Consider the following 15526-nt stretch of genomic DNA (forward strand, 5'->3'; position numbering starts at 1 on the left):
AGCCGGCATTGCGACAGCGTGCGCAATGCCGGCGACCGCTCGCGTCGTGACAAGCCACGCCCCTCCCGTCGAGATCGTCCATATGGATATGAGCCGCCCCGCGCAGCACAAGAAGGCCGTCGAAATCAAGGATGTTTCCAAGGCCTTCGGCACCTTCCAGGCGTTGAAGCCGGTCAGTTTCGACATCTATGAAAATGAGTTCTTCACGCTGCTCGGCCCCTCCGGCTGCGGCAAGACCACGCTGCTGCGCATGATCGCCGGCTTCGAGCAGCCTTCGACCGGCGAGATCGCGCTGCGCGGCACCAACATCCAGTCCCTGCCGCCGCACAAGCGGCGGGTGAACACGGTGTTCCAGAGCTACGCGCTGTTCCCGCACATGACGCTGGAACAGAACATCGCCTTCGGGCTCGAAAACCTGGGCTGGCCAAAGGAGCGCCGCACCGCGCGCGTGGCCGACATGCTGCGTCTCGTGCACATGGAAAAGTTCGCCGGTCGCAAGCCGCAGCAGTTTTCAGGTGGCCAGCGGCAGCGCATCGCGCTTGCCCGCGCGCTCGCGCCCGAGCCGGAGGTGCTGCTGCTCGACGAGCCGCTTTCGGCTCTTGACCTGAAACTCAGACAAGCCATGCGCGACGAACTGCGGACCCTGCAACGCCAGACCGGCATCACCTTCGTCTTTGTCACACACGACCAGGAAGAAGCGCTCGACATGTCGGATCGCATCTGCGTGCTGGGCGACGGCGAGATCCAGCAGCTCGGGACGCCGGCAGACATCTATGAAGAACCATCCAACCGCTTCGTCGCAGACTTCATCGGCGAAACCAATTTCCTCGACGCCGAGGTGATCTCGCTCGATGGTGATCGCGCCACGGTTTCGATCCCTCTCGGCGTCACGCTGAACGCACCGCAGAAACAGGCGGCACTGGGCAGCAGGGCCGTCATGTCCATCCGCCCGGAAAAGATCAGCCTGTCCTCGCAGGACGGCCAGATCACGACCGAAGGCACCATCGTCGGCGCCAACTACCTCGGCGGCTACACACATTACGTGGTGGACGCCAACGGCACCCAGCTGCGCGTCTCAAAACGCAACAGCCAGAGCCGCGACCGCACGCTGGAAGTCGGCCAATCGGTAAAGTTGAGCTTCGCAGCGGAATCGGCGCGGATCCTGGGCGCATGAGCCAGCGCCCGAAAATCCCGAGTTGGAATGTGCTGGGGCTGCTCCCGGCGCAGCTGATCATGCTGCTGACGTTGATCATTCCGGTCGGGATCATCATCCTGGTTTCGTTCTCGACCAGAGGCCCGTATGGCGGCTTCGACTATGTGTTCACCACCGCCCCCTACAAGCAGATCCTGTTCAACGAGGGCTGGAGCGGAGAACTCGAATTCAACCCGCAATATCTGATCGTCGTCGCCCGGACGGTCATCCTGTCGCTGGCCACCACGATAGTCTGCCTCGCCCTGAGTTTCCCGGTCGCCTACTTCATCTCGCTGCAGAAGACGTCGGCCAAGATGCTGCTGATCTATCTGGTGACGCTGCCTTTCTGGGTCTCGATGATCGTGCGCGTCTATTCGTGGATCATCATCCTCGGCAATGACGGGGTCGTCGCCAAGACGCTGCGGGCACTCGGGCTCGGCGAGAACATGGGCAGCCTGCTCTTCACCGACACCGCGATGTTGATCGGTCTCGTCTACAGCTACATCCCGCTGATGATCCTGCCGGTCTTCGCCTCGATCGAGAAGCTCGACCCGGCCCTGGTGGAAGCCTCGCACGACCTCTACGGCAGCCGCCTGACGACGCTTCGCCGCGTGATCTTGCCGCTGTGCCGTCCGGGCATGGCGGCGGGCGGTCCTGCTTGGCGGCGGCAAGACGATGATGATGGGCAACCTGATCCAGCTGCAGTTCGGTGCCGCCCGCAACTGGCCGCTGGGCGCGGCCATTTCCATCGTGCTGATGTGTGCGGTGATGATCTTCCTGCTCTGGCGCGGCATTCAGGCGATGCGCAAGGAAGGCCGGGAGGAGAGCGCATGACCAGCAATGTGCGGCGCTATCCAGGCTTCGGCCTATTTAGCCTGATCTTCTTCGTCTATCTCTATCTGCCGATTGCCGTTGTGGTTTTCTATTCCTTCAACGCCAACCGCATCGTCTCCAACTGGGGCGGGTTCTCGCTGCACTGGTATACGACGGCGCTGTCGAATGCCGCGCTTGTCGGAGCGGTGAAGACGTCGCTGTTCGTGGCCACCATCGCCACGGTGCTTTCCACGATCGTCGCGCTGATGGCAGCGCTTGTGCTGGTGCGCGGCAGGAACGTGCGCTTCCGGCGCATCTCCGAAACGGTGGTCAACCTGCCGCTGCTGCTGCCCGAGATCGTCGTCGCGGTGGCGGTTCTGATCCTGTTTTCCGAGATGGGCCTGACCAACGGCCTGCTGAAACTCACCATCGCGCACACGACATTCTGCATCCCCTTCGCGTTCCTGCCGATACGTGCCAGGTTGCAAGGCATGGACGCCGATCTGGAGGAAGCCGCGCGTGATCTCTATGCCTCGGCCTGGGTTGCCTTTCGTCGCGTGACGCTGCCGCTGATCCTGCCCGGCGTGTTCGCCGGCGCGATGCTTGCGTTCGTGATTTCCATGGACGACTTCATCACCAGCAATCTCCTGAACTCAGGCGGCGCCACGACCTTGCCGGTCTACATCTTTTCACTGATCAAGCAGGGGGTCTCACCGCAGCTCAATGCGATCTCCACCTTGATCATGGTCGTTTCCGTGGCGCTCGCCACCATCGCCTTCCTGCTCCAGCGAAGGCAGTAAACAGAGCGAGCTTTTTCCTAAGCAGCACGTCGGGCAAATGAAATTTATCGCTGGAGCCCGTTTGTTATCGTCCCCTGAAACACAACGATAAGGGGAGCTTCATGTCCGTAAAAACCCGTCTTTCCGTGCTGGCTGCGGCCAGCGCATTCAGCCTTCTCGCCAGCGCATCGGCATGGGCGGAAGGCTCGCTTTCCATCTACGCCTGGGCTGACTCGATCGCCCCCGACGCGGTGGCGAAATTCGAGAAGGAGACCGGCATCAAGGTCACCGTCGACGCCTTCTCCTCGAATGAAGACCTGCTGACCAAGCTGCAGGCCGGTTCATCGGGCTACGATATCGTCACGCCCTCGCAACACTTCGTGAAGATCATGATCGACAGCGGCCTGCTCGAGGACATCGGCGCGAGCTCGATGCCGGCATTCCAGCAGATCCTGCCCGAATGGCAGAAGCAATGGTGGGATCCAACCGGCAACTATTCGGTGCCCCTCGCCTATGGCAACGCCGGCTTCACCGTCAACCGCAACCTCTACAAGGGACCTGTCGACAGCTGGAAGGTCTATTTCGAACCGTCAGAGGAATTGAAGGGCAAGATCGCCAGCCTTGCCCAGCCTGACGAAGTCATCCCTGCCGCGCAGAACTATCTCGGCATCGCCTATTGCAGCGAGGATCCGAAGGAGATGAAGCGCGTGCTCGACCTGCTGCAGGCGCAGAAGCCGTTCGTTGCCGCCTATTCGAGCGACAACATCGAAAACCGTATCGGCGGCGGCGAAGTCGCCATGCACTTCTGGTGGGATGGCAACACCATGCGGGTGCGCCGCAACGACAAGGCCAATGTCGAATACGCCATGCCCAAGGAAGGCCTGGTCGGCTGGCTGGATTCCTACGTCGTACCCAAGGGTGCGACCAATATCGACAATGCCAAGAAGTTCATCAACTTCATGGCCGCGGAAGAAAACGCCACCATCGAATACAACTATTACGGCCATTCCTCGCCGGTGAAGGTGGATGCGAGCAAGGCGCTCTACAACAAGGAGAATGCGCCGGAGCTTTTCCCGACCGCACCGGTCAAGATGGGCCAGGCCTGCTCGCCAGCCGCACAGGAACTGGTCACCAAGGTCTGGACGCAGCTTCTCCAATAGCAGCGCAAACCACACCGCTCCCGCCCATTCGTGGGCGGGAGGCTCTCCTGCTATCGCGGCATAAATCATGAATGACACATACGACTACATCGTCGTCGGCTCAGGCTCGGCCGGTTGCGTGCTGGCTAACCGTCTCAGCGCCAACGCGGCAACAAGGGTCTGCCTGATCGAGGCCGGCGGCAGTGACCAAAACCTGCGGGTGAAGGTTCCCGCCGGAATCCTCTCGCTCTATGGCAACCCGAACTATGACTATTGCTATTTCGGAGTTCCCCAGCCGGAACTGAACGGTCGCCGCATTCCGGTCAATCGAGGCAAGGCGCTGGGTGGTTCAACCTCGATCAACTCCATGGTCTACATACGCGGCGCGGCTGCCGACTATGACGAGTGGGCAGGCCTTGGCTGCGCCGGCTGGTCCTATGACGACGTGCTGCCCGTCTTCAAGAGGCTGGAGCGCAACCTGCTCGGCCAGGACAGGCGGTATCACGGCACGGACGGCGACCTTCTGGTCGACAACCCGCGCGATCCCAACGAGCTTTCGCGCATGTTCGTGGCAGCGGGCAAGGATGCTGGCTTGCCGGAGAACAGCGATTTCAACGCCGGATCGCAATTCGGTGTCGGCATCTACAATGTGACGCAGGACCGGGGGCAACGCTTCAGCGCCTTCACCGCTTTCGCACGTCCGGTTCTCAACCGTCCGAACCTGACCGTATTGAGCGAATGCACGGTCAAGAACGTCGTCGTCTCGGATAAGCGCGTGACGGGCGTGAGCATCCGCCGCAAAGGCATCGACACATTATTGACGGCCGTTCGCGAAGTGGTGCTGTCGGCCGGCGCCATCAACTCACCGCAGATCCTGCTGGAATCCGGGATTGGCCCGGCAGAAGAACTCCGGCGCGTCGGCATCGCGCCGGTCCATGAACTGCCCGGTGTCGGCAAGAACCTGCAGGATCATGTCGACGGCATGATCACGGTGCGCTCGTCGAGCCCGCGCACGCTTGGGCTTTCCGTTGCCAACCTGCCCCGGATCCTCGCCGCGCCCTACAGCTACTTCGCGCGCCGCAAAGGCATGCTGACGACCAATTATGTCGAGGCGGGCGGCTTCGCGCGAACCCGTTACGCGGGCGCAGAACCCGACATCCAGTTCCACTTCGTGCCGGGCTATCGCAGCCATCGCGGCAGGCTGATCGAGTACGGCCACGGCTATGCCATCCACACCTGCGTGCTGCGTCCGAAAAGCATAGGCGAGATCACGCTCACACGTGACGGTGCGTCCACGCCCACGCAGATCGATCACCGTTTCTTCTCGGATGAACAGGACGCACGGGTTCTCGTCGAAGGCATCAAGGTCGCTCGTGCGATCTTCGCATCGTCAGTCTTCGATCCTGTGCGGGGTATCGAGATGCTGCCCGGGAAGGACGTCCGTTCCGACGACGAGATCCTTGCCTATCTGCGCGCCGAGGCGCTGACCGTCTATCATCCGGTCGGCACCTGCAAGATGGGCGACGACGCCATGGCGGTCGTCGATCCTGGAACCCTGAAAGTGCGTGGCCTCGAGGGACTTCGCGTCGCCGACGCCTCCATCATGCCGAAGCTGATCGCCGGCAATACCAACGCGCCGAGCATGATGATCGGCCAGCGCGCGGCGGACATGATCCTGCAATCCTAGCCAGGAATTGCTCCCGAGCGGCCAACGTACCGCTCGGGAGCCCGCTTCAGGCAAACACGGCTATTTGGCCAGATGTTCCTGCAGCGCTTTCCAGCCGGCCGCGAAAACGTGATCGGAAACGATCTCAACGTATTTTCCGGTGTCTTCCGGTTCCTCGTCGAAATTGGCGACCCATTCGGCGAAGGTGCGGTTGCCGTCCGTGATCGGCAGCAGCCGGATCGAGGCGACATAGTTCTTCACCGGGAAGGCCGGCTTCACGAAGCTGTAGGACAGGGAGTGCTCGCTGTCGCTGAGGGCAAGCAGTTGTTCGCGCACATGGGCGCCGTCCTGGAGATAGAAGGAACGGATCGAACCGACGGAATCGCTCGCCGCTCCGCCCTCGATCTCGCTTTTGGCGATCGCCGGATGCCAGGTCGGCAGCCCGTTGAAGTCGCGCACGGTCTTCCACACGGTTTCGATCGGCGCGTCGATCACCGCGCTTGCATAAGCCTTGGCCACATTCCTCTCCTATTGTTGGACGACCAGATTCTTGAAGGCCTGCGTCTGTGCGACGAGGGCCTTTTCCACCGGCAGGCGCTCCATGCTCGATGCGCCATAGAAGCCATGACAGCCGGGGCATTGCTGCAGGATGTAGCGGGCATCCTCAGGCTCGGCGATCGGGCCGCCGTGGCAAAGGATGATGATGTCCGGGTTGATCGCGCGGGCGGCCGCGGCGATGGCGTTGATCTCGCCGACGCAATCCTGCAACGTCAGCGCCGTGTCGGCGCCGATCGTGCCGCCTGTGGTCAGGCCCATATGCGCCACGATGATGTCGGCGCCGGCTTCCGTCATCGCCCGGGCATCATCAACCGAAAAGACATAGGGCGTGGTCAGCATGTCCTTGCTGCGCGCCAGGCGAACGAGGTCGACCTCCATCGCATAACCCATGCCGGTCTCTTCCAGGTTTGCCCTGAACTTGCCGTCGATCAGGCCGACCGTCGGGAAATTCTGGATGCCGGCAAAACCGATCTCCTTCAGTTGATCCAGGAAGGGATCGAACTGGCAGAATGGGTCGGTGCCATTCACGCCGGCGAGCACCGGCGTGTGCTTGACCACCGGCAGCACTTCACGCGCCATATCGACGACGATCTCGTTGGCATTGCCATAAGCGAGCAGCCCGGCCAGCGAACCGCGCCCGGCCATGCGGTAGCGGCCGGAATTGTAGATGACGATCAGGTCGATGCCGCCGGCTTCTTCGCATTTGGCCGAGAGGCCGGTGCCGGCACCACCGCCGATGATGGGGATCTTCGCCTTGATCTGTGCGCGAAACTTGTCCAGCAACTGGCTTCGTTCAAATCTCATACTACCGACCTTTGCTGATTTCATTGAAGTGGCGAACGACTTCGGAACTGAATTCCGGGGCGTTGATCGCATGCGGCACCCTGAGCACCTGGCGCTCGGCGGTCTGCTGGACCGTGCTCTCGATGGCGGCAAACAGGGCCTCGTCGGCTGCCGGATCGTGGAATGGCTGGCCGGGAGCGTCGAGCAGCGAGACGCCGCCGAGCGGCAGCAGGAAACACACCGGGCCAATGCTGCGGTTCAGGCGCTCGCCGATCCATTTGCCCATCGCCACGTTTTCCTCCAGCGTCGTACGCATCAGCGTGATCTGGGGATTGTGGATGTAGAGGTTGCGATTGCGATACTTCTCCGGGACCGTGTCGATGCCCGCGAAATTGACCATGTCGAGCGCGCCGCACGAACCGACATAAGGCAGGGGCGACTGCGCCAGGAAAGAGAACCTGTCTTCCGTCGCCGGCAGGATGCCGCCGAAAAGCAGGTCGCAGACTTCCGTGGTGGTGATGTCGAGCACGCCTGCAAGGAAGCCGGAAGACGCCAGCTTTTCCATCGACTGGCCGCCGATGCCGGTGGCGTGGAAAACCAGGCATTCGAAGCGGTCGTGCAATTGCTCCACGACCTGGGTGACGCAAGGCGTGGTGACACCGAACATGGTCAGGCCGAGCGCCGGTCTGTCTTCCTGCTCAAGTTCCTGCCGGTTGCGGACCATGCCGGCAATCGAATTGGCGGCGTTCGACAGGACGGTCCGCGATATCCGGTTGAGGCCGGCGATGTCGGTGATCGAGTTGACCATGGCGATGTCGTTGGGACCGACATAGGCGCTCACATTGCCGGCAGCCACGGTGGAGACCATCACCCTGGGTGTGCCGACCGGGAGAACACGCATGGCCTGCGTCACCATGGCGGTGCCGCCGGAACCGCCGAGGCCGATGATGCCGCCGACATCATCCCGCGACAGGATGAACCGCTCGAAGGCAAGCCCCATGGCCGAAACCGCCGAACCGCGGTCTCCGGTGAAAACTGCCGCGACGCCGCCGGGATGAAACCCAGCGACCGTTTTGGCGTCGATATCGGCATTGGCCGACGGCTTGTCGGTGGAAAGATCGACCAGCACAGCCGAAACGCCCTGTGCCCGGATGATCCTGGTCACATAATGGAGTTCATCACCTTTGGTGTCGCAGGAACCAGCCACATAGACGGTCTTTGGAACGCTCATCTCTTCCTCCTCAAACGCTTCTTTTCTTGATGCCGCGCAGGCCGAGACCGATCATCGCGAGCAGCGTGATGGCATAGGGCGCAATGTCGGTGATCTGATTGGGCAATCCCTGCCCTTGCAGCCGCAACCCGACGGCATCGGCGAGCCCGAAACCGAGACAAGCCAGCGCAATGCCCAAGGGATGGGCGCGTCCCAGCATCACCGCGACGACGGCTATCCAACCGCGCCCGGCCGTCATGTTCTCCGCGAAGAGCGCGACGGAGCCGAGCGCCAGTTGCGCTCCGGCCAGGCCGCACAGGCCGCCAGCCAGGATGATGATCGCCGTCTGGTAGCGGCTGACATTCGCTCCCATTGCCGCCGCTGCCGACGGCACCTCGCCAATGCCGCGCAAACGCAGCCCCCAGGGCGTGCGGAACAGGTAGATGTTGAAGATGAGCACAAGCAGCCAGGACAGATAGACGAGCGCGTTGTGTCCGAGGATCGCGCCGAGCACCGGCACGTCCGCCAGCGCTGCAATGTCGAACCTGGGCAGTGCAGTGACCGACGGATCGACCAGCGTGCCGGTCACGCCGAAAATCGCCCCCAGCAGATAGGTGGTCAGGCCGGAGGCGAGCAGATTCAGGCCGATACCGATGACGATGGGATCGCCGCCAAGACGTGCACCGCCAAGCGCCAGGGGCGAGGCGAAGATCGCCGTGCAGAAAACAGCCGAGACAACCGCAAGGACAGGTGAGCCAAAGGCGATGCTGGTCGCGACGGCAACAAAGGCGCCGACCAGCATCTTGCCTTCCAGTGCGATGTTGAACACGCCGGCGCGCTCGCACAAGGCACCGGCCATCGCGGCAAGCAGCACCGGCGTCATCAGGTCGAGAACTTGCGAAAGCAGCATGTTGAGCATGGCCTATCGCTTCCTGAAGAGGATCGGGCGCGCGGCGAGGCAAAGGATGATCAGCGCCTGCAACACCCATGTCAGGACCGCCGGCAGACCCAGCGCCCTCTCCATGGAAAAGCCTCCGACCTGAAGCGCGGCGAAGAACACCGATGTGACGATCGTCGCGATCGGGCTGGCCATGGCAAGGACGGCGGCCATCAGCCCGGACCAGGTATAACCAGGTGCAAGCAGAGCGCCGTCGGTGAAGCGGTACTGTTGCCCCAGGATCAGCAGGGCGCCGACGAGGCCGGCCAGTGCACCGCTGAGGAATGCCACGCGTTGTGTTTGCCGCGACAGGTTCACGCCCGAATACTGCGCGAAGCGAGCGTTGAGGCCGGTCATGCGCCATTCGAAGCCGTTGACCCCGCTTCTGTCGTTGACCACGATCACGACGGCCACAACCGCCATGATGACCATGGCCATGCTGACCGGCAGGTCGAAGATGTGGGCGGGCAGCCGCGCTCCCGAGGCGACACGATAGGTCTCCGGCATGCCGGTGGCCGGGTCGCGCAACGGATAGCGCACGAGATAGGATGTCAGGCCGCGCGCGATGTAGCTGAACAGCAGGCTTGCAATCAGGAAGGGGATGCCGAGGCTGAGCTGCAGGACCGCGGCAAGCCAGGCATAGAGTCCGCCGGCGCAGATGGCAGCGGCCAATGCCAGGACCGCCCGGGCGACACCTGGAACAGGCAGGTAAAGCGCGACCAGTGCGGCGGCGAGACCGCCGATCAGCATCTGCCCGTCACCACCCAGATTAACCAGCCCCGCCCGCAACGCGATCGCAGCCGCCAGCGCCATGCCGACCAGAGGCACGGAGCGGGCCAGCGTCTCGTCCAACCCGCGTCCGAGAACAGCCCCCTTGGCGATCTCAAGGTAGACCGAGATGGGATTGGCGCCGGTGAGCCCGACGACAAGTCCCCCAAGCGCGACCGCGGCCGCGATGGAGAACAGGATTGCCGCCAGGCGGGATTTCGTATCGAGAGCCGCTGCAATCATCTGGTTTCCGCTCCCCCCATCATCCAGCGGCCGACAGTGTCCTCGTTCATGTCGCTTCCGGTGAGACTGGCGTTGATGCGCCCCTCGAACATCACGAGAATCCGGTCCGAAAGCGCGAGCAGTTCGGTCAGGTCGGACGACACCACCAGGATCGCCCGGCCCTTGTCGCGCTCGGCAATCAAGGTCTGGTGGATGAATTCGATGGCGCCGACATCGACGCCGCGGGTCGGCTCCTCGACGATGATCAGCGGTGAGCCGTGTTCGACTTCGCGGGCGATCACGACTTTCTGCATGTTGCCGCCCGACAGGGAGCCTATCGGCAGTTGCTCGGAGGCAGCCTTCACCCTGAACCGTTCGATCAGTTTACGCGCCTGGGCGCGAATCGCATCCTTGCGCAGGAAACCCTTTCGGGAGACAGCAGCATTGCGGTGCGTGCCGAAGACGATGTTTTCGGCGATCGAGGCCGCGGGTGCCGTGCCTGTCAGATGACGATCTTCCGGCACATAGGAGATGCCCGTCGCCCGGCGGCGTGCAATCGGAAACCTGGAGATGTCCTGACCGCCGATGCTCACCATGCCTGTCGACGGCTCAAGGCCCATGACCGCCGAGATCAGCTGCGGCTGCCCGTTCCCCGAAACACCGGCGATGCCGACGATCTCGCCCGGACGGACGTCGAAGGAAACGCTGTCCACGACCGTGACGGCCCCCTTGCGAACCGACAGATCCTTGACCGAAAGCATCGGCTGGGCATCGGATGTGACCTTCGACGCAACCGTCGGTGGCACGTTGCGGCCAACCATCGCCCTGATGATCTCGGCCTCGTTCGTTTCCCGGGTCGCCAGGGTGCCGGAGACGCGACCGTCACGCATGACCGTGATCTTGTCGGTGATGGCGATCACCTCAGGGATCTTGTGGGTGACGAGGATGAGGGCCATGCCCTTGCCGGCCAGCTCGCGCATGGCGGAAAACAGGCCGTCCCGCTCCTGCGGCGTGAGGACGGCCGTCGGCTCGTCCAGGATCAGGATCCTGGCCTCGCGCGACAGCGCCTTCAGGATCTCGAGGCGCTGGCGGATGCCCACCGCCAGATCGCGGACCCGGCTGTCCGGATCGATCTCGAGACCATGCCTGGAGCCGAGACGCCGGACGAAATCGCGCGCGGCATCTGCGGAGACAAACGGCCCTTGCCTGGGCTCGTTCTGGAACACCAGGTTTTCCCAGACCGTCAGATCGGGGAACTGCCTGAAGGTCTGGTGGACCATGCCGATGCCGGCTGCGATCGCGCCCAGCGGGCTGGCGAAATCCATGGCCTTGCCGTCGACCAGGATTTCCCCGGCGTCGGGTTTGAGCAGACCGTAGAGGATGTTCATAAGGGTGGACTTGCCTGCCCCATTCTCCCCCATCAGCGCATGGATCTCACCGCTGTTGACAGACAGGCTGATCCCGTCATTGGCAACGACACCGTCAAATCGCTTGGTGATGCCCTCCATCTGAAGCAAGGTCATCATCGCGCTCCAAGGTCGCGTTATTGCGCCATCGGATCAGGCACGGTGATCGCGCCCGAAACAATCTTGGCCTGGATATCCTTGAGCTGGCCGATGACTTCCGGCTTCTCGGCGATCTTGCAGCCCGACGAGGCGACCGCGTCCGTGGTGGCGACCAGTTCGAGGCCACCTTCGGCAAGACCGAAGCTCACCACCGGCTTGGCCGACCCCTTCAGGATGCCGTCGATGGTGGCTGGCAGAATGACGTCCACCTTCTTCAAGGTGCTGTCGAGGATGGCGCCGGGCGCATCGCCGCATTGATTGACGTCGAGACCGATGGCCATCGCGCCCGGCTTATCGGCGACTGCCTTGAAGACGCCGCCATTGCTGCCGGCGGCAACCGCATAGATGCGGTCCGCGCCGTTCGATAGCTGCAGGGTCGCCTGCGTCTGCGCCCGCACCGGATCCTGGAACGGGTTGTCCCCACCGATCCATGAGGTGGGCAGCACGTTGATGTCGGGACGGGTCGCCTTGGCGCCGAGCGCGAAGGAATCCGTGTAGCGATGCAGGAACGGGATATCGAGCGCACCGATGACGCCGACCGTCTTGCTGGTCGAGGTCAGTGCAGCTTCGGCTCCGGCCAGATAGGCTGCCTCCTGTTCGCGGAAGACCGCGCAATAGACGTTCTTCGGTGCATCCGGAATGCAGGTGTCGACGATGACGAAGTTCGTGTCCGGGTATTCCGGCGCAAGGTCAGCGATGATGTCGCCGAACTCGAACCCCATGACCGCGACGATCGACGCCTTCATGTCGATTGCCGCCTGGACATGCTGCCGGCGGGTGGATGGATCGGTGCCTTCGAATATCTTGGCCTTGGCGCCCTGATCTGCGGCCGCCTTTTCGATGCCGGTCTTCCCCAGACCGAGGAACTTGTTCACACCGATGCGGCTCGGCGTGACCAGGACGAACGAATTTTCTTCAGCGCGGACCGGAACGGATGCCGCAGAAAGGGCAAGTACCGAGCCCAGGCAGAGATGCAAGAGTTTGCTGGCAGTCGTCATTTTTGAACCCCACAGGCAAGCATGAATGTTGCAACGGAACACACGCACATGCCGCGTAGTCCGCCAGGGAAATAGCCTCAATACGGCGTATCGCCGCCATCGGTGTTGATGGATTGGCCGCGGATGATCATGGCGTCGTCGCTCAGCAGGAACGAAATCGTCCTTGCCACCTCGACTGGATCGATATGCCGACGCAGTTGCGAGCTGATAAGCTGCTCGAACACGTCATCCGGGGCCTGCTTGACCAGGTCGCCATAGGCGACGGCAACCTCGCGCAGCATGTCCGTTGCCATGCCGCCAGGGCAGACACAGTTCACATTGATGTCGTTGGGGGCGAGCACTTCCGACAGCACCCGCGTGAAATTGATCATCGCCGCCTTGCTGGCACTGTAGGCGAGCGACTGGGTGTGGCCCTTCTTGCCGGCCTCCGATGCGACATTGACGATCGCGCCCTTGATGCCCTTGGCGATCATCGCCTTGGCCACGAGACGTGAGGCTTCGAAGGCGCCGAAGACGTTGATGGCGAAGACACGCTCCCAGTCGGTCCAGGGCGTTTCAAGCGGATCGACGTGACGGACAATGGCTGCGCAGTTCACCAGGCCGTCAATGCCGCCAAGACGCTGCTCGGCCTGATCGATCGCAGCCGCGATCGAGCCAGCATTGCCGAGGTCGACCACGACGGCGCTCGTGCTGCCGCCATCCTTGTTGAGATCCGCAATCGCTTCGGTCAGTGCCTGTTCGCGCACGTCGCCGATGATCACCGAGGCGCCTTCGGCTGCGAGCAATGCAGCCGCAGCCTTGCCGGCACCGCCTGCACCGCCAAGAACGAGATAACGTTTGTTTGCGTGTGACCGTACCGGCGCAACCTGGCGCACGGCCAGCGGGCGATGTTCGCCCCTGGTGGCAAAAGAGCCCATATCTCCTCCCCTTGGACCTCCAGATCGAGGCCTCTTATCCGTTTTCCCGAAAGTGAAATTGCTCTACTGGGCGGCATCTGGCAAAGTCCACTTGTCGAGAAGTGGACCACGTATGAACAGGATTTCACCCGCGCGCATCAGCCGGCTCATCGGCGGCTGGCAAACGGCCGAAGGCAAGGTTCCTCAGCAGCTCAGCCTGGCGATCGGCCGGCTGATAACGGCCAGGGAGCTGCCGGCGGGTGCCCTGATGCCGTCGGAACGGACACTGGCAACCGCCCTTGCGGTCAGCCGTGGGTCCGTCGTTGCAGCCTACGCGTCGCTGCGCGACGCCGACGTGCTCGACAGCCGCCATGGCAGCGGTCACCGCATCATCGCATCGGCGAACGCACCCGGCGTCGCGCACACGCGCCTTGCCGGCGAGATGCAGGCGTTGCCCGAAGACATCGACATGACCAGCGGTGCCCTGCCGCCGTCTCCCATCCTGACCGAGGCACTGGCGGCGTTGCGGGGCGCCGATCTGGCGAGTGTTGCGTCCGGCCTCGGCTACGATGCGTCCGGGCTGCCGGCACTGCGCTGGGCCGTCGCGCGTTATTATACGGACCTCGGCTTGCCCACGCATTCCGACAACATACTCATCACCAGCGGTGCGCAGCAGGCGGTGTGGCTGCTGGCCAACGCCCTGGTCGATGCGTCGGACGCGGTGGTCGTGGAGGATCCCGCCTATCGCGGCTCGCTGGAGGTCTTTCGCCGCCGCAATGCCAGGATCGTGCCGGTCGGCATCAGCGCCCACGGCCTGGACATGGACCAGCTTGAAAGGGCGCTCAAGAACCGGCCAAAGCTGCTCTACCTTTTCCCGGAAGTGCACAATCCGACGGGACGATCGCTGGACGACGCAGGCCGCCGCGACCTGGTCGACCTGCTCGACCGCTATCCGACCTTCCTTGTCGAGGATGGCGCACAGAACGAGCTGTCGACGATCGCCGGGGCAACACCGCGGCCGATCGCCGGCCAGGCAAAGTCCGACCAGATCGCCACGATCGGCACGCTCTCCAAACTGTTCTGGGGCGGCATCCGTATCGGCTGGATCCGTGCAAACCCGCCGATGATAAAACGGCTGGCAAGCTTCAAGGCGGTCAACGATCTTGGCTGCTCGATGTTCGACCAGCACCTTGCCGTCGGCCTGCTCGAAAACATCCAGGCGGCGCGGGCGTATCGGCACGAGGAGATCAGCAGCCATCTCAAGGTCGCCGAAGACCTGATTTCCGGACGGGCTCACGGTCGCTGGCATTGGTCGCAACCGGCCGGCGGCACCGCCATGTGGATCCACATGCCGGGCGTCGACACGGTGTCGCTGTGCCAGGAAGCACAGCGACACCGCCTCCTGCTCTCTGCCGGGCCGGGCTATTCAGCGCAGGAGAATTTCGGCGACTTCATTCGCCTGCCCTTCGTGCGTCCGGCCGAGACGATGCAGTTTGCGATCGAAACGATTTCCGACCTGGCGCTACGAAGGACAGCAGCCTAGCGAGGCGATCGTCCTACTGTTCGAGATTGACGTAGGATTCCGGGAAGAAGCGCGGCGTGCACAAGCAATAGAATTCCAGGTCGACCGAACCGGTATTTTCGATGCGCTGCGGCGCCTGAGCCGGGATGACCGCCTGATCGCCCACCATCAGCTTGCGCTTGACGCCGTTGACTTCGAGTATCCCTTCGCCCTGGCGAACGATGTAGCGCTCGATCACGCCGGTGAGGCTATGCAGTTGTGTGGTCACACCAACTTCGACACGCGCCACCGCCAATGATGCCTCCGGCGATGCTTCGGTGTTGTGCAATTCGGTGATGTAGCAGCGCTCGTCGGTCCAGAACTCGCCCTTGTTGTTGGCGACAACGATCTTCTGATCTTCAGTCAAGGTTTTCCTCCCGCTTGTTGGCAGCGCGAAGGAACCGATCGACCCCGCTGTCCGCAAGTTCCACTTTGCGGG

General features: G+C 62.8%; 14 protein-coding genes. 5 read left to right on the forward strand and 9 right to left on the reverse strand.

The window, feature by feature from the left end; all coding sequences use genetic code 11:
* Positions 1 to 88: 88 nt before the first annotated feature.
* From ACFWYE_RS17445 to ACFWYE_RS17460, 4 genes are all read left to right on the forward strand, one after another.
* On the forward strand, positions 89 to 1174 hold the full coding sequence (locus ACFWYE_RS17445) for an ABC transporter ATP-binding protein (protein ID WP_379113145.1): 1086 nt from the start codon (positions 89 to 91) through the stop codon (positions 1172 to 1174).
* A complete protein-coding gene (locus tag ACFWYE_RS17450) occupies positions 1171 to 2805 on the forward strand; it encodes an ABC transporter permease subunit (RefSeq protein WP_379113084.1) in 1635 nt (544 codons plus the stop codon). The genes ACFWYE_RS17445 and ACFWYE_RS17450 overlap by 4 nt, the downstream gene beginning before the upstream one ends.
* Before the next feature lie 101 nt (positions 2806 to 2906).
* Complete coding sequence (locus tag ACFWYE_RS17455; protein WP_379113087.1) at positions 2907 to 3944, forward strand: extracellular solute-binding protein; 1038 nt, start codon at positions 2907 to 2909, stop codon at positions 3942 to 3944.
* 67 nt (positions 3945 to 4011) lie between these two features.
* Positions 4012 to 5610, forward strand: a complete 1599-nt coding sequence (locus ACFWYE_RS17460; RefSeq protein ID WP_379113089.1) for a GMC family oxidoreductase — start codon at positions 4012 to 4014, stop codon at positions 5608 to 5610.
* Between the two features lie 60 nt (positions 5611 to 5670).
* Here the strand turns inward: ACFWYE_RS17460 and ACFWYE_RS17465 are convergent, their stop codons facing one another.
* The 8 genes from ACFWYE_RS17465 to ACFWYE_RS17500 all read right to left on the reverse strand — a co-directional run bounded on the left by ACFWYE_RS17465 (position 5671) and on the right by ACFWYE_RS17500 (position 13547).
* Positions 5671 to 6108 (reverse strand): SRPBCC family protein, encoded by a 438-nt coding sequence (locus tag ACFWYE_RS17465; protein WP_379113091.1) that lies wholly within the window; start codon positions 6106 to 6108, stop codon positions 5671 to 5673.
* 9 nt (positions 6109 to 6117) lie between these two features.
* Positions 6118 to 6951: a phosphoenolpyruvate hydrolase family protein gene (locus tag ACFWYE_RS17470; RefSeq protein WP_379113094.1), complete on the reverse strand. Its 834-nt coding sequence runs from the start codon at positions 6949 to 6951 to the stop codon at positions 6118 to 6120.
* A 1-nt stretch (position 6952) separates the two neighbouring features.
* Positions 6953 to 8161 (reverse strand): Tm-1-like ATP-binding domain-containing protein, encoded by a 1209-nt coding sequence (locus ACFWYE_RS17475; protein WP_379113097.1) that lies wholly within the window; start codon positions 8159 to 8161, stop codon positions 6953 to 6955.
* A 10-nt stretch (positions 8162 to 8171) separates the two neighbouring features.
* Complete coding sequence (locus tag ACFWYE_RS17480) at positions 8172 to 9059, reverse strand: ABC transporter permease (RefSeq protein ID WP_379061959.1); 888 nt, start codon at positions 9057 to 9059, stop codon at positions 8172 to 8174.
* Positions 9060 to 9062: 3 nt separating this feature from the next.
* Positions 9063 to 10088 carry an ABC transporter permease gene (locus ACFWYE_RS17485; protein WP_379113099.1) on the reverse strand — a complete coding sequence of 342 codons (1026 nt, stop codon included), beginning with the start codon at positions 10086 to 10088 and terminating at the stop codon, positions 9063 to 9065.
* On the reverse strand, positions 10085 to 11590 hold the full coding sequence (locus ACFWYE_RS17490; protein ID WP_379113102.1) for an ABC transporter ATP-binding protein: 1506 nt from the start codon (positions 11588 to 11590) through the stop codon (positions 10085 to 10087). The genes ACFWYE_RS17485 and ACFWYE_RS17490 overlap by 4 nt, the downstream gene beginning before the upstream one ends.
* 20 nt (positions 11591 to 11610) lie before the next feature.
* The gene (locus tag ACFWYE_RS17495; RefSeq protein WP_379061968.1) at positions 11611 to 12630 is read right to left on the reverse strand and encodes a BMP family ABC transporter substrate-binding protein; all 1020 of its coding nucleotides are present in this window, start codon (positions 12628 to 12630) and stop codon (positions 11611 to 11613) included.
* Positions 12631 to 12707: 77 nt separating this feature from the next.
* Positions 12708 to 13547, reverse strand: coding sequence for an SDR family NAD(P)-dependent oxidoreductase (locus ACFWYE_RS17500; RefSeq protein WP_379113105.1), 840 nt, complete (start codon positions 13545 to 13547; stop codon positions 12708 to 12710).
* Between the two features lie 112 nt (positions 13548 to 13659).
* Between ACFWYE_RS17500 and ACFWYE_RS17505 the strand changes: the two genes are divergently transcribed.
* Positions 13660 to 15069: a PLP-dependent aminotransferase family protein gene (locus tag ACFWYE_RS17505; RefSeq protein ID WP_379113108.1), complete on the forward strand. Its 1410-nt coding sequence runs from the start codon at positions 13660 to 13662 to the stop codon at positions 15067 to 15069.
* A 13-nt stretch (positions 15070 to 15082) separates the two neighbouring features.
* Here the strand turns inward: ACFWYE_RS17505 and ACFWYE_RS17510 are convergent, their stop codons facing one another.
* Complete coding sequence (locus ACFWYE_RS17510; protein WP_379061975.1) at positions 15083 to 15454, reverse strand: cupin domain-containing protein; 372 nt, start codon at positions 15452 to 15454, stop codon at positions 15083 to 15085.
* Positions 15455 to 15526 lie beyond the last annotated feature (72 nt).

Source organism: Mesorhizobium sp. NPDC059025 (genome assembly GCF_042739655.1).
Taxonomy (GTDB): domain Bacteria; phylum Pseudomonadota; class Alphaproteobacteria; order Rhizobiales; family Rhizobiaceae; genus Mesorhizobium.

Excerpts from the sequence above, each read along its gene's own strand:
- ACFWYE_RS17495 (WP_379061968.1), bottom strand. The coding sequence starts at position 12,630 with ATGACGACTGCCAGCAAACTCTTGCATCTCTGCCTGGGCTCGGTACTT.
- ACFWYE_RS17470 (WP_379113094.1), bottom strand. The coding sequence starts at position 6,951 with ATGAGATTTGAACGAAGCCAGTTGCTGGACAAGTTTCGCGCACAGATC.
- ACFWYE_RS17455 (WP_379113087.1), top strand. The coding sequence starts at position 2,907 with ATGTCCGTAAAAACCCGTCTTTCCGTGCTGGCTGCGGCCAGCGCATTC.
- ACFWYE_RS17450 (WP_379113084.1), top strand. The coding sequence starts at position 1,171 with ATGAGCCAGCGCCCGAAAATCCCGAGTTGGAATGTGCTGGGGCTGCTC.
- ACFWYE_RS17500 (WP_379113105.1), bottom strand. The coding sequence starts at position 13,547 with ATGGGCTCTTTTGCCACCAGGGGCGAACATCGCCCGCTGGCCGTGCGC.
- ACFWYE_RS17505 (WP_379113108.1), top strand. The coding sequence starts at position 13,660 with ATGAACAGGATTTCACCCGCGCGCATCAGCCGGCTCATCGGCGGCTGG.
- ACFWYE_RS17460 (WP_379113089.1), top strand. The coding sequence starts at position 4,012 with ATGAATGACACATACGACTACATCGTCGTCGGCTCAGGCTCGGCCGGT.
- ACFWYE_RS17480 (WP_379061959.1), bottom strand. The coding sequence starts at position 9,059 with ATGCTCAACATGCTGCTTTCGCAAGTTCTCGACCTGATGACGCCGGTG.
- ACFWYE_RS17445 (WP_379113145.1), top strand. The coding sequence starts at position 89 with ATGAGCCGCCCCGCGCAGCACAAGAAGGCCGTCGAAATCAAGGATGTT.
- ACFWYE_RS17485 (WP_379113099.1), bottom strand. The coding sequence starts at position 10,088 with ATGATTGCAGCGGCTCTCGATACGAAATCCCGCCTGGCGGCAATCCTG.
- ACFWYE_RS17490 (WP_379113102.1), bottom strand. The coding sequence starts at position 11,590 with ATGACCTTGCTTCAGATGGAGGGCATCACCAAGCGATTTGACGGTGTC.
- ACFWYE_RS17475 (WP_379113097.1), bottom strand. The coding sequence starts at position 8,161 with ATGAGCGTTCCAAAGACCGTCTATGTGGCTGGTTCCTGCGACACCAAA.